This is a genomic window from Streptomyces sp. 142MFCol3.1 (genome assembly GCF_000424945.1).
In the GTDB taxonomy this organism is placed as follows: Bacteria; Actinomycetota; Actinomycetes; order Streptomycetales; family Streptomycetaceae; genus Streptomyces; species Streptomyces siamensis.
The window spans coordinates 1-13,335 of record NZ_AUKV01000058.1 but is presented as its reverse complement, the minus strand read 5'-3'; the positions used below and the strand labels follow the sequence as shown (position 1 = coordinate 13,335).

Genomic DNA, 13,335 nt, shown 5'->3' with positions numbered 1-13,335 from the left:
ATTTCGATACGTGTTCGTCAACCCGCTACCCAAAGAACGTCGGTTTCTGCTCCCCCGAACCGGTGACTAAATGTCGCCAAATCATCACCCCGCGCTACCCTCACTCGCGTGAAGCACTCCACCACTAACCAACGGACCCGGCATGGCCGTGGCCCCGCCCGCCGGATCGGCCGCACCCTCGCCCTCGTTCTTCCTGTCGTCCTGGTGCTCTCCGGGACCCTCGCGGTCACCCGAGTCAACTGGTCGGGGAATCCCGCGGACTCGGTGCTCACCGCGGCCGAGGCCTCGTCGGCGGACGTCTCCACCCGGGCCGCCTCCCGCACCCCCCAGGACGTCCTGCGCGACAAGCTGCTCCTGGAACTGCAGGAGAAGGATCCGGGCGTCGCCCTCACCCACCTCCAGGAAGCGGTGAACGGACGGCCGTCGCTGGCGAAGCACTGCGTCTCCATCGCCCGCGCGCTGGGCCGGGCCGCCGTCCGCGCCTACGGCCCGACGCGTGCCCAGTCCTTCGCCCGCCCGGTGTGCGACACCTCGTTCGCCTCCGGGGTCGCGACCACCCGTCTCTGAACCGCGGCGCTCCCCGCCCGACGGGCGGGGGCGGTCGGCAGACGGCTGTCGAAGAGCGGCCCGTCCAGGGCCGCCCGGGAGCGGCTGATTAAGGAACGGTTGCCGCCGGAAGCCACGAGCGGGGCGCCACGTACAGTTCGGGCATGACCGATCCGAACGCCGCGTCGCGCCCCGTTCAAGCCGTTGTCCTGGCCGGCGGCCAGGGATCCCGGCTGCGCCCGTACACCGACGACCGGCCCAAGCCGATGGTCGAGATCCCCGGCACCGGGACCCCGATCATCGGACACCAGCTGACCTGGCTCGCCGAGGAGGGCGTCACCGACGTCGTCATCTCCTGCGGCCATCTCGCCGACGTCCTGCAGAAGTGGCTGGACTCGGCGGACCTCCCGGTCACCGTCAAGACGGTCGTCGAGACCGAGCCGCTCGGCCGCGGCGGCGGCCTCAAGTACGCCGCCGCGCACCTGCCTCACCCCGACAGGCCCTGGTACGCGACGAACGGCGACATCTGGACCCGTTTCTCGCTGCGCGAGATGGCGGACTTCCACGCCGAGCGCGACGCCGTCGCGACCCTGGCGCTGGCCCGGCCGCGCATCCCGTGGGGCGCCGTGCAGACCGACGGGTTCGGCCACATCACGGACTTCATCGAGGCCCCGCCCTCCACGTTCGAGATCAACGCCGGCGTCTACGTCTTCTCGCCGGAGTTCGCCGATCTGCTCCCGGAGCGCGGCGACCACGAGCGCACCACGTTCCCGCACCTGGCCCGCGAACGCCGCCTGGCCGGCTTCCCGATCCCCCAGGGCGCCTACTGGCGCGCCATCGACACGGCGAAGGACCTGACCGAGGCGGCCAAGGAGCTCGCGGCTCTGGGGCGCTGAGCGGCCCCCGCCCGGCCACACCCCGTACGACGACGAGGGGCCCCGCACGATGTTCCGTGCGGGGCCCCTCGTCGTCGTGGCCGGACGGCGCCCACCCCGGTGACGGGGGGCCGGACCGGCGGCCGGGGGGTCAGCCCAGCAGGCCGCCCACCAGCCCCGGCTGACCGCCGGAGGAGCTGCCGCCGCCGCTGCCGGAGCCGCCGCCCGTCGAACCTCCGGTGGTGCCGCCGCTCGCGGTGCCGCCACCGGACGTCGGTCCCGCGCTGGTGCTCGGGGCCTGGTCCACCGGGGAGGACTGCTGGGGCGGGGCCTGGCCGGTGCCCTGGGTCTGGCTGGGCCCGCTGGTGACCGTGCCGCTGCCGCGGGTCGCGCCCGGCGTGGTGGCCGCCGCACCCGACGGGGACGAGGAGGTGCCCTGTGTGGGCGCCTTGGAGGAGGCCGACGGGGACGCCTTGTGGTGGCGCTCGCCGGGCGTCTCGGGGAGCGGGGAGCCGGGCAGTTCGTTGCGCGGTGCCTCGCCGGGGCCGGGCACCACGACGCGGTCGGCGTCGCGGACGGCACCGCCGAGGAGGGAGCCGATGAGCAGGGTGAGGCCGACGACGACGGTCGACACGAGCGCGCCGCGGCGCAGCACGCGCCGTCGCAGCTCCCCGAGCTCCGCGCGCGGTCCGAGTGTGCGCCAGGCCTCGCCGGACAGGCGTCCGTCGACGGAGTAGACGGGGGCCCCGGCGATGATCAGCGGGGACCAGGCGGCGAGGTAGATGATGTCCGGCGCGTCGTAGGCGGGGACCGTCTTCCAGCTCACGGTGACGATGAGGGCGGCGGACAGCATCGCACCGACGACGGCGGCGACCCGCTGCCACAGCCCGAGCACCGTGAGGACACCGACGACGACTTGGAAGAAGGCGATGACGAGCCCGGCACCGACGGGGTGCTGGAGCGCGAACTGCCGTAGCGGTTCGGCGACTTCCCAGGGGTGCAGGGTGTCGAGCCACTTCGCCATGGAGCCGCGTTTGCCGCCGTCGAAGTAGACGGGGTCGCAGAGCTTGCCCATGCCGGCGTAGATGGAGATGAATCCGAGGAAGACGCGCAGCGGGAGCAGCACGACGCCGAGGTTCATGCGGCGGCCGGGGTAGTAGGCGTGCCGGACGCTCCCGGAGGAGGCGCCCGACGCCGCCCTGGAGCCGCGTCGCTCGTCCCGGTCCTCGTCGTCCGCTTCGTCGAGTTCGTCCTCGTCCTCGTACTCGTACTCGTACTCGTCGAACTGGTCCTCGATGTAAGGGGGTTCGTCGTAGGCGCTGCCCACGGTGCGCATGCGCGGCAGCAGCCGGGGCTCGCCGGCTTCCGGGGTGCGCTGGCTGCCGACGACGGGCGTCTCGACGGTGTCGACGCCCATGGCGGCTTCGTAGCCGGGGTGTTCGCCTACGCGCGGGATGACCTGGGTCGCGCCGGCGTCGGCGGGACCCACGCTGGAGCCGCGCACGGCCTGGAGCAGCCGGTGGGCGCCGGTGTCGTCCGGGGCGGACCGCCCGCTCCAGACGACGGGTGCGCGGCGGCGGCCCCCGGCCGCCGACCCCGCTCTGCCCGCCGTGCCGACGGCAGGGAAGCGCGCGGCGTCGCCGGTGGAGCTCAAGTGCCGCGCGACGCGCGGGGATTGTTTCCGCGCCGGGGCGCCTAGCTGCACGCGGAAGCTCGCATGATTGACGATGACCTGCGCCGGATCGCTCGGCACCTTCACCATGCTCAGCGCGGGAGCGTCGTCGAATCCCGACGAGCGGTCCCCCGTGGGTGTGCGGGGTGTTCTGGTGTCCACACTCATCTAACCGAGTGACGTGTCTTTAGGACACTGCTTTGACCGCACCCATCTGTCCGGACCGCGTCAAGATCGTCCCGAACGTCCGGATCCACCCGCGGGGGTGACGTCGCGCACGCTTGTTCAGGCGCGCCGCCGTGCCGCCTCGTACAGCACAACTCCCGCCGCGACACCGGCGTTCAGCGACTCGGCGCCACCCGGCATCGGGATCCGCACCCGGAAGTCGCATGTCTCGCCGACGAGTCGGGAGAGGCCCTTGCCCTCGCTGCCGACGACGATGACCACGGGGCCGCCGAGCGCTTCGAGTTCGCCGAGCTCGACCTCACCGTCCGCTGCGAGGCCGACGACCATGAGGCCCGCCTTCTTGTACGCCTCCAGGGCGCGGGTCAGGTTGGAGGCGCGGGCGACCGGGGTGCGGGCCGCGGTGCCCGCGGACGTCTTCCAGGCGCCGGCGGTCATGCCGGCCGCGCGCCGCTCGGGCACCACGACACCGTGGCCGCCGAAGGCGGAGACGGACCGCACCACGGCGCCCAGGTTGCGCGGGTCGGTCACCCCGTCGAGGGCGACGATCAGCGGGTCGACGCCCTCGTCGTACGCCGCGGCGGCGAGGTCCTCGGGGTGCGCGTACTCGTACGGCGGGACCTGGAGGACGAGACCCTGGTGGTTGAGCCCGTTGGTCATGCGGTCGAGCTCGGGGCGCGGGGCCTCCATCAGATGGATGCCGCCGCGCTCGCCGGCGAGCTGGAGCGCCTCGCGCACCCGCTCGTCGTTGTCGATGAACTGCTGGACGTAGAGCGTCGTGGCGGGCACGCCCTCGCGCAGCGCCTCCACGACGGGGTTGCGCCCGACGACCATCTCCGAGGTGCCCTTGCCACCCCGGCCGCGCGGCGCGGGACGGCGCTGCGCCTGCTTGGCCTTGGCGGTGGTGATGCGGTTCTTCTTGTGTCCCTTGCGCATCTCGGCGGGCGGGGTCGGGCCCTTGCCCTCAAGGCCACGGCGCCGCTGACCGCCACTGCCGATCTGCGCGCCCTTCTTGCCGGACATGCGGCGGTTGTTAGCGGCCATGACCTACCTGTCTGTGTGAAGCGTGCGTATGTACGTATATGAAGTGTGCCGCCCGGAGGCCCGGGCGGCACAATCGATCAAGGCCGACGGAGCGGGCCGCTAGCGCGGTCCGAGCGTCCAGCGCGGCCCCTGGGGGCTGTCCTCGATGACGAGACCCGACTGGTTGAGCTGGTCGCGGATCGCGTCGGCGGTCGTCCAGTCCTTGCGGCCGCGGGCCGCCTCACGCTGCTGGAGCACGAGGCGTACGAGGGTGTCGACGACGCCGTGCAGGTCCTCGCCCCGGTCCCCCTCGCCGGCCCACCGCGGGTCCAGCGGGTCGAGTCCGAGGACGCCGAGCATGGCCCTGACCTCGGCGAGGCGCGCGACGGCGGCCTCCTTGTCGTCGGCGGCCAGGGCGGAGTTCCCCTGACGCACCGTGGTGTGCACCACGGCGAGCGCCTGCGGGACGCCCAGGTCGTCGTCCATGGCCTCCGCGAAGGCGGGCGGCACCTCGTCGGCCGGGGCCACGTCCCCGCCCGCCTTCTCCACCACGCGCTGCACGAAGCCCTCGATGCGCGCGAACGCCGACTCGGCCTCGCGCAGGGCCTCTTCGCTGTACTCGATCATCGAGCGGTAGTGCGGGGTGCCCAGGTAGTACCGCAGCACGATGGGCCGCCACCGCTTGGTCATCTCGCTCACGAGCACCGAGTTGCCGAGCGACTTCGACATCTTCTCGCCGCTCATGGTGACCCAGGCGTTGTGCACCCAGTACTTGGCGAAGTCGTCGCCGAAGGCCTTGGCCTGCGCGATCTCGTTCTCGTGGTGAGGGAAGATCAGGTCGATCCCGCCGCCGTGGATGTCGAACGCGGAGCCCAGGTACTTGTGGGCCATGGCGGAGCACTCCAGGTGCCAGCCGGGGCGTCCGCGGCCCCACGGCGTCTCCCAGCTCGGCTCCCCGGGCTTCGCCGCCTTCCACATGGCGAAGTCGCGCGGGTCGCGCTTGCCGGTCTCGCCCTCGCCGGACGGCTGGAGCAGGTTGTCCAGCTCCTGGTTGGACAGCGACAGATACCCCTCGAACGAGCGCACGTCGAAGTAGACGTTGCCGTCGGCCTCGTAGGCGTGGCCGCGTTCGATGAGCCCGCGCATCATCTCGACCATCTCGGTGATGTGGCCGGTGGCACGCGGTTCGTAGCTGGGCGGGAGGCAGCCGAGGGCGTCGTAGCCGTCGTTGAAGGCGCGCTCGTTCTCGTAGCCGATGGACCACCACGGGCGGCCCTGATCGGCCGACTTGGTGATGATCTTGTCGTCGATGTCCGTGACGTTCCTGATGAACGTCACGTCGTAGCCGCGGTACTCGAACCAGCGGCGCATGATGTCGAAGTTGAGACCCGAGCGGATGTGCCCGATGTGCGGCGCGGCCTGCACGGTGGCACCACACAGGTAGATCGAGACGCAACCCGGCACGAGCGGGGTGAAGTCACGGATCTGCCGGGCGCTGGTGTCGTACAGGCGAATGGTCACCACTCCAGGGTAGTGGCCCCTGGGTAGTGCCTCGCGACCCTCCGGCTCAAGGGGCACGTATTCGTGACATGGAGGGGTGACACCCGGGCAGGCCGGGCCCGTCCCGGGGGTCCGAAGAGGGACACCCCGGCAAGTCGGCCCTGCTCCTGGGCCCCGGCCTCAGCCGGTCCGCACCACCAGTGCCGTGGCGACCGCCATCAGCCCCTCGTCCCGGCCGGGGAAGCCGAGACCGTCCGTCGTGGCACCGGAGACCGACACGGGCGCCCCGACCGCCTCCGACAGCAGCTTCTGCGCCTCCTCGCGGCGCTTGCCGATCTTCGGCCGGGGGCCGACGACCTGCACGGCGACGTTGCCGACGGTGAAGCCCGCCTCACGGACGATCCGGGCCGCCTCGGTCAGCAGCGTGACGCCCGAGGCGCCGGACCACTCGGGCCGCCCGGTCCCGAAGTGGGCGCCGAGGTCACCGAGCCCGGCCGCCGAGAACAGCGCGTTGCACGCGGCGTGCGCGACGACGTCGGCGTCGGAGTGGCCGGCGAGCCCGGGGCCCTCCCCGTCCCACTTCAGGCCGGCGCACCACAGCTCGCGGCCTTCCTCGAAGGCGTGGATGTCGGTGCCGATCCCGACGAGCGGGATCACGGGTGCCTCAGAACCCATCGTTGAGCCTCCGTCGCGCGAGAACCGCCTCGGCGAGGACGAGGTCCAGGGGGCGCGTCACCTTGAACGCCTCCTCATGTCCGGGCACGACCACGACCTGCAGCCCCAGCTGCTCGACCATGCTGGCGTCGTCGGTCACGTCGTCCGTCACGGTCTCGTGGGCCCGCACGAGCGTCTCGCGGTCGAAGCCCTGCGGCGTCTGCACGGCGCGCAGCCGTGCCCGCACGGGCGTGGCCACGACCGGCTCGGGCGCCCCGGGCACGGCCGTGGGCTCGACCTCCTTGACGGTGTCGGCGAGTGGCAGGGCCGGTACGACGGCGGGAGCGCCGTCGCGTACCGCCTCGATGACGGCGTCCACGGTGTCGACGGGCACGAGGGGACGGGCCGCGTCGTGCACCAGGACGATGTCGATGCCGGGCGGCAGCGCGTCGAGCCCGTACTTCACGGACTCCTGGCGACTGTCGCCGCCGGGGACGACGAGGAAGTCGGTCATCCCCCAGCTGCCGCTGGGGTTGTCCCCGGGCAGGGCGTGCGTGTCGAGCAGCGCCTTCACCTCGGCCGCGCCGTCGGGCGGGGCCACGACGACGACCAGGGACACGGCGCGGGACGCGGCCATCGCGCGTACCGCGTGGATGAGCATGGGGGTGCCGTTCAGCGCGCGGAGCGCCTTGGGGGCGCCCGGACCGAGGCGCACGCCCCGGCCGGCGGCCGGAATCACCACCGCGGTACGTGCGCCCGACGGCGAAGGGCGCGAATCGTCAGACATCGGTTCCTGTCAGGTTTGTGTGCTCGGCCTTGATGGGTATGGCCCTGGGGGTAACCCCCGGCTCACCGAGATCGGGGGAGTGCCGGGCGCGACGCCTCGACCGGAACCCTTCCGTGACATCCGGTCGAGCGACTGCACGGGCCCGGCACGCCAGTATCGGGTACTTCGGTCACCCGGGACCGGATTCCCGGGTGAACACCGAGTGGGCGCGGATGAAAGATTTCCGCGGGTACGAACATGCCGCAGCGCCCGGCGACAGCAAATGCGTCATCGGGCACCGCGGCATTTCGTTGCGCAGCTGCGCGGGCGTGTGCGTAGTCGGGAGGACCGCCGTGGGAAAGGCGACCGTCTCGGCGACCGCGGCCTGCGTCAGGACGCGAGAACCTCGTCGAGCAGTGCCTCGGCCTTGTCCTCGTTCGTGTTCTCCGCGAGAGCGAGCTCGCTCACCAGGATCTGGCGGGCCTTGGCGAGCATGCGCTTCTCACCGGCGGAGAGTCCACGCTCGCGCTCGCGACGCCACAGGTCACGCACGACTTCCGCGACCTTGATGACATCGCCGGAGGCGAGCTTCTCCAGATTTGCCTTGTAGCGGCGCGACCAGTTCGTGGGCTCCTCGGCGTACGGCGCGCGCAGCACCTCGAAGACCCGATCCAGCCCGTCCTGACCGACCACATCACGCACGCCGACGAACTCCGCATTGTCCGCTGGCACACGCACCGTCAGGTCGCCCTGGGCGACCTTCAGCACCAAGTAGGTCTTGTCCACGCCTTTGATCTGGCGAGTTTCGATGGCCTCGATCAGCGCGGCCCCGTGATGGGGATAGACCACGGTGTCGCCAACCTTGAACGTCATGTGACAGGTACCCCTTCCGTGGCTATCCAGGGTAACACGGATACGGCGTCTTCTGAATGGCGTTTTCGCAGGTCAGGGCATATCTCGGGGCTTGACAACCACAACAGGAACGTGCTGCGAGGGGCGAGCGGAAGAGGGTATTCGCAGGTCGGAGCCGCTGTCCAGGGGGAGCGAAACGCGCACGCCACACGCGACGAGAGCCCCTCACCGGCGTCCGAACATCCCGTTTTGTCCCACTCCAAGGGTGCGACTTCCGCTACTCCGTTCGGGGAGCGGAGCCGAGTACGAGTCGAATCCGGAATTGATCAAGAGGCCCGATGATCGACCGCCGATCCGCCGGCCATCCGGCCGCGATCAACCCGCGTTCACCCGGTGATCGATTTTAGAGAGCTCCGGGCATTCCTTCACCCTCTTACGACTTACGACGCCTTACGGGAAAATCCGCAAGCCGATGACGGGGGAACTTATGTGAATGGCGGACCAGCGTGTCACCAAAACAGTCCCGCCGCGTCGGTGAAGTGTGCGGCGGACGCGCCGCGCACCCCGCGCGGCGGAGCCCGTCGACGCTTAGAGGCGGGTCGGGTGCGGTGGCGCGGGAACGGCTCGGTAACCTAAGGCCGCTGACAGACCCTTAGGGCGGCTTTACAACGAAGTCGCCCTGCTTCGCCCACGTTCAAGGAGTTGCCGCCGCCGTGAGCAGCAGCCTTCGACGCGGCGCTCTCGCCGCCGCCGCCATCGCGTTCTCGATCGCCTCGCTCGCCGCGTGCGGTGCCGGCAGCAACGCACAGACCCTGGGGGTCAAGCCGGACAACGCGGCCACCTCCGTCGGCACCATCAAGATCCAGAACGCCACCGTGATCACACAGCCCGACCTCCAGTCGACGGGCCCCGCCGTGATCTCCGCGACCATCTTCAACAACGGCCGCACCCCGCAGACGCTGGACGCGATCACCGTCGCCGATACGAACAAGGCGGCCACGATCTCGCCCGCCAAGGGCACCGGCAAGCTGACCGTCCCCGCCGGCGGCTCCGTCGTCATCGGCGGCAAGGGCAACGCCTCCGCGGTCCTGGACAACAGCAGCGAGGCCGTCCAGGACGGCAACGCCCAAAAGGTCACCTTCAGCTTCAGCAGCACCGGGGACGTGAGCCTGCGCGCCTTCGTCGTCCCGGCCGAGAGCTACTTCTCCAAGTGGGGCCCGAGCGACATCCCGGCGGCCCCCGGCGCCTCCGCGACCACCAAGCCGTCCGGCAGTGCGAGCGGCTCGCCGTCCGAGTCCGCCTCGGGCAAGCCCACGGACGCCGCCTCGTCGAGCGCGACGGCCACGGCGACCGCCACGGACACGGCGACCGCCTCGGCCGGTCACTGACCTGTCCCTACGCCGAAGGGCGGGACCCCGGAAAAGGGGTCCCGCCCTTCGGCGTACTCGCGCGACCGGTGGCGCCTCGGCGGCACCCCGCCTCACTGGCGCCCGGACGAGGCCGGCCTACGGCTCGAACTTGTAGCCGAGGCCGCGCACCGTCACCAGGTACCGCGGCGCACCGGGGTCGGGCTCGATCTTCGCGCGCAGCCGCTTCACGTGGACGTCGAGCGTCTTCGTGTCGCCCACGTAGTCGGCGCCCCAGACGCGGTCGATGAGCTGCATACGGGTCAGTACCCGGCCCGCGTTGCGCAGCAGCATCTCCAGCAGGTCGAACTCCTTCAGCGGGAGGTCGACCTTGGAGCCGGAGACGGTGACCACGTGACGGTCGACGTCCATGCGGACCGGTCCGGCCTCCAGCGCGGCCGGGGTGACCTCCTCGGGCTCCCCGCGGCGCCGCAGGACGGCGCGGATGCGGGCGACCAGCTCGCGGGAGGAGAACGGCTTGGTGACGTAGTCGTCGGCTCCTATTTCGAGCCCCACGACCTTGTCGATCTCACTGTCCTTGGCGGTGACCATGATCACCGGGACGTTGGAGCGGCCGCGCAGCTGACGGCACACCTCCGTGCCGGGCAGTCCCGGCAGCATCAGGTCGAGGAGGACGAGGTCGGCGCCGTTGCGCTCGAACTCGTCGAGTCCGTCGGGCCCGGTGGTCGCGATGGCGACCTCGAAGCCCTCCTTGCGAAGCATGTACGACAGGGCGTCGGAGAAGGACTCCTCGTCCTCGACGACGAGCACACGGGTCACGGAAGGACCTCCGGAGCAGGAAGCGGTTCGTACGGGGATGAGACGGTGGTCGTCCCGTCGGGCTGCTCGGTCTCGTCCTCTTCGTCGAGTCCGGGCATGTGGTGTTCGTGCGCACGGTCGCGGGCCGCGCCCGCCTCCGGCAGCCGCAGGGTGAAGGTGGAGCCCTGACCCTCGGAGCTCCAGACCGTGACCTCTCCGGCGTGCGAGGCGGCCACGTGCTTGACGATCGCGAGGCCGAGACCCGTACCGCCGGTCTGGCGGGAACGGGCCGGGTCCACGCGGTAGAAGCGCTCGAAGATGCGCTCCTTGTCCTTGTCGGAGATGCCGATGCCCTGATCGGTCACGGCGATCTCGATGAGGTCCCCGCCCGGCGCGGTCACCCTGCGTGCGGCTATGCCCACACGGGTACGGGCCGGGGAGTAGTTGACGGCGTTCTCGACGAGGTTGCCGAGGGCCGCGGCCAGCTGGCCGCGGTTCCCCCAAAGGCTCAGGTCGGCGGTGCCGCCCGCGGCCATGGTGATCTGCTTGGTGCCGGCCTGGTGGCGGCACCGGTCGATCGCCTCGGCGACGAGCTCGTCGACGCGCACCGGCTCGGCGTCCTCCAGGGGGTCGTCGTTCTGCACCCGTGACAGGTCGATGAGCTCCTGGACCAGGTTCGTCAGCCGGGTGGCCTCTATCTGCATGCGCCCGGCGAAGCGCTCCACCGCCTCCGGATCGTCCGAGGCGTCCATGACCGCCTCGGAGAGCAGGGAGAGGGCGCCCACCGGGGTCTTGAGCTCATGGCTGACGTTCGCGACGAAGTCGCGCCGTACGGCCTCGATGCGCCGGGCCTCCGTCAGGTCCTCCACGAGCAGGAGCACGAGCCGCGAGCCGAGCGGTGCCACACGGGCGGAGACGGCGAGGGCCTCGCCCCGGCCCGTCCCACGTCGCGGGAGGTCCAGCTCGACCTGGCGTATCTCCCCGTCACGGCGGGTGTCACGTGCCATCTGGAGCATCGGCTCCACGGACAGCTTGCCGCCGCGCACCAGCCCGAGTGCATACGCTGCCGAGCTGGCCTTGACGACGGCGTCCGCCTCGTCGAGCACGACGGCGGAGGACCGGAGCACGGAGAGCACGGTGTCGACACCGGGCGGAAGCACTGGGTCCGTGTGCAGGGAAGAGCGAGTAGGGCGTTTCTGGTCGCGCTCGCTCCAGCGGAACGCCAGCATGGCGATGACACCGGTGAGCACTCCGGCGATCGCTGCCGCTGCGGCGACCGCCGCGTTCACGTCCATGCGTCCAGGTTAGGCATGCCGTCATGCCTGGCCACAGCCATCAGAGTGCGACCTCGAACACTCGTCGCCCAGAGTTCACCTGGGAGCTAGGGACGGTTCACTTGAGGTGACGGAAACGGACGCGTACGGGCCGGAACGTGGGAGCGTGGGGTTCATGGGGCCTGTCCGAGGTCAGGGCCCTGCCCCCGGACCCCCAAGCTGACATGAGAGAGGGACAACCAGATGCGGGACGCGTACCACGAGGAACTGGACTCGATCGGCGAGGGTCTGGTCGAGATGGCCCGGCTCGTCGGGTCGGCGATCGGGCGCGCCACGACGGCCATCCTCGACACCGACCTGAAGCTCGCCGAGAGCGTGATCGCGGCCGACCAGAAGGTCGACGATCTGCAGCACGACCTGGAGGCCCGTGCGATAGCCCTGCTGGCCCGGCAGCAGCCGGTGGCGACGGACCTGCGCATCGTCGTCACCTCCCTGCGCATGTCGGCCGACCTGGAGCGCTCCGGCGACCTGGCCCAGCACGTCGCGAAGCTGGCCCGGCTGCGCTTCCCGGAGCGCGCGGTCCCCAGCGACCTGCACGCCACCGTCCTGGAGATGGGCCAGCTCGCCCAGCGCCTGATGGCCAAGGCCGCCGAGGTCGTCATCACCAAGGACGTCGACCTGGCGCTCCAGCTGGAGCAGGACGACGACGAGATGGACCTGCTGCACCGCACGCTCTTCCAGCACCTGCTGGACGACCGCTGGAAGCACGGCATCGAGACGGCCGTCGACGTCACGTTGCTGGGCCGCTACTACGAGCGCTTCGCCGACCACGCGGTCTCGGTCGCCAAGCGGGTGGTGTACCTGGTCACGGGCGAGCACGCGGACGACCTCCAGCCGGACATCCAGCCGGTGACGGGCGTCGAGGGGGCCTGATCGGGGAGCTCGCGGGGACCTGACCGGGGGCCTGCGGGCGGCACGATCGGGTCCGTGCGGCTGCTCGATCACGACCCCTGCGGGGGCTCGGTCGGGGTCCGTGCGGGGGCTCGGCCGAGGTCCGTGCGGGGGCTCGATCGGGGTCTACGGGGGCTCGATCGAGGTTCGTCCGGCGGTCGTCGTCCCGCCGTGGGGCGCGCGTGCACCTCAATGCGCCGTTGATGCGCCTGCCCCACTGGGCATGAAATGGGCGACAGGAGCTGTGCGGTGCAGTGTGCCTCGCACGCCTTCGCGCCTGAAGGAGGGACTTATGGCCGAATCGCCCAGCACGCCCGACCCCACGCAGGACCGCGACACCCAGCAGCCCGCCGAGATCAAGAGCCTGCCACTGTTCGGAGCCTGCGGATGCGGCTCCGGCTGCGGGTGCGGCTGCCAGTCGGGCAATCCGTGCCAGTGCGGCTGACCAAGTAGGACGACGGAGGGCCCCGCTCGTGCGAGCGGGGCCCTTCGTCGTCGCGCCCGTCGGCTCGGGCCCTTCGGCTCGGCCGACGACACGACGACGGGGTGGAGGCCTGGGCCTCCACCCCGTCGAGGTGGGTTCCACGGGCCGGGCGTCAGGAGCCCGTCCGGTCCGTCGGTGAGGGGCGGTCAGCGGGTGCGACCGTCACTCACCACCGGAGTCCATCGATCCGCCGTCCGACGAACCGGCGTCCGACGAACCCTGGTCCGATGACCCCTGGTCCGTCGAGCCCTGGTCGGACGGGCCCTCGTCGGACAGGCCGGCCTCGGTCCCCGGGTCGGTCTGGCTACCGTCGGTACCGGGGTCCGTCTGCCCAGGATCGGTCTGGCCCGGGTCCGTCTGGCCCGGATCGGTCTGGCTACCGTCGGTACC

General features: G+C 71.2%; 13 protein-coding genes and 1 pseudogene. 5 read left to right on the top strand and 9 right to left on the bottom strand.

The window, feature by feature from the left end; translation table 11 throughout:
* Positions 1-108: 108 nt before the first annotated feature.
* Positions 109-567 (top strand): hypothetical protein, encoded by a 459-nt coding sequence (locus tag H305_RS0141770; RefSeq protein ID WP_028805687.1) that lies wholly within the window; start codon positions 109-111, stop codon positions 565-567.
* A gap of 143 nt (positions 568-710) precedes the next feature.
* On the top strand, positions 711-1,442 hold the full coding sequence (locus H305_RS0141765; protein ID WP_028805686.1) for a nucleotidyltransferase family protein: 732 nt from the start codon (positions 711-713) through the stop codon (positions 1,440-1,442).
* A gap of 130 nt (positions 1,443-1,572) precedes the next feature.
* On the opposite strand, the gene H305_RS0141760 is transcribed toward H305_RS0141765, so the two are convergent.
* The 6 genes from H305_RS0141760 to H305_RS0141735 form a co-directional block, all read right to left on the bottom strand.
* On the bottom strand, positions 1,573-3,261 hold the full coding sequence (locus H305_RS0141760; protein ID WP_078629520.1) for a DoxX family protein: 1,689 nt from the start codon (positions 3,259-3,261) through the stop codon (positions 1,573-1,575).
* Positions 3,262-3,378: 117 nt separating this feature from the next.
* The gene (rlmB, locus tag H305_RS0141755) at positions 3,379-4,320 is read right to left on the bottom strand and encodes a 23S rRNA (guanosine(2251)-2'-O)-methyltransferase RlmB (protein WP_028805684.1); all 942 of its coding nucleotides are present in this window, start codon (positions 4,318-4,320) and stop codon (positions 3,379-3,381) included.
* Positions 4,321-4,419: 99 nt separating this feature from the next.
* On the bottom strand, positions 4,420-5,820 hold the full coding sequence (gene cysS / locus H305_RS0141750) for a cysteine--tRNA ligase (protein WP_028805683.1): 1,401 nt from the start codon (positions 5,818-5,820) through the stop codon (positions 4,420-4,422).
* Between the two features lie 159 nt (positions 5,821-5,979).
* A complete protein-coding gene (ispF, locus tag H305_RS0141745; RefSeq protein ID WP_028805682.1) occupies positions 5,980-6,474 on the bottom strand; it encodes a 2-C-methyl-D-erythritol 2,4-cyclodiphosphate synthase in 495 nt (164 codons plus the stop codon).
* Positions 6,464-7,240 (bottom strand): 2-C-methyl-D-erythritol 4-phosphate cytidylyltransferase, encoded by a 777-nt coding sequence (gene ispD, locus H305_RS0141740; protein ID WP_028805681.1) that lies wholly within the window; start codon positions 7,238-7,240, stop codon positions 6,464-6,466. Before ispD ends, ispF begins: the two co-directional genes overlap by 11 nt.
* A gap of 369 nt (positions 7,241-7,609) precedes the next feature.
* Complete coding sequence (locus H305_RS0141735; protein ID WP_003953493.1) at positions 7,610-8,092, bottom strand: CarD family transcriptional regulator; 483 nt, start codon at positions 8,090-8,092, stop codon at positions 7,610-7,612.
* A 692-nt stretch (positions 8,093-8,784) separates the two neighbouring features.
* On the opposite strand from H305_RS0141735, the gene H305_RS0141730 reads away from it, so the two are divergent.
* Positions 8,785-9,459, top strand: coding sequence for a hypothetical protein (locus tag H305_RS0141730; RefSeq protein WP_028805680.1), 675 nt, complete (start codon positions 8,785-8,787; stop codon positions 9,457-9,459).
* A 117-nt stretch (positions 9,460-9,576) separates the two neighbouring features.
* Here H305_RS0141730 and H305_RS0141725 read toward each other — a convergent pair whose 3' ends face one another.
* Positions 9,577-10,257 (bottom strand): response regulator transcription factor, encoded by a 681-nt coding sequence (locus H305_RS0141725; protein WP_009340348.1) that lies wholly within the window; start codon positions 10,255-10,257, stop codon positions 9,577-9,579.
* Positions 10,254-11,531 (bottom strand): sensor histidine kinase, encoded by a 1,278-nt coding sequence (locus H305_RS0141720; protein WP_028805679.1) that lies wholly within the window; start codon positions 11,529-11,531, stop codon positions 10,254-10,256. The genes H305_RS0141725 and H305_RS0141720 overlap by 4 nt, the downstream gene beginning before the upstream one ends.
* Before the next feature lie 222 nt (positions 11,532-11,753).
* Here H305_RS0141720 and phoU point away from each other — a divergent pair, with 222 nt between their 5' ends.
* Positions 11,754-12,443 (top strand): phosphate signaling complex protein PhoU, encoded by a 690-nt coding sequence (gene phoU / locus H305_RS0141715; RefSeq protein WP_028805678.1) that lies wholly within the window; start codon positions 11,754-11,756, stop codon positions 12,441-12,443.
* Positions 12,444-12,753: 310 nt separating this feature from the next.
* Complete coding sequence (locus tag H305_RS54240; protein WP_167455652.1) at positions 12,754-12,906, top strand: hypothetical protein; 153 nt, start codon at positions 12,754-12,756, stop codon at positions 12,904-12,906.
* Positions 12,907-13,107: 201 nt separating this feature from the next.
* Here the strand turns inward: H305_RS54240 and H305_RS55520 are convergent.
* A pseudogene (locus H305_RS55520) lies at positions 13,108-13,335 on the bottom strand (hypothetical protein); the annotation flags it as partial.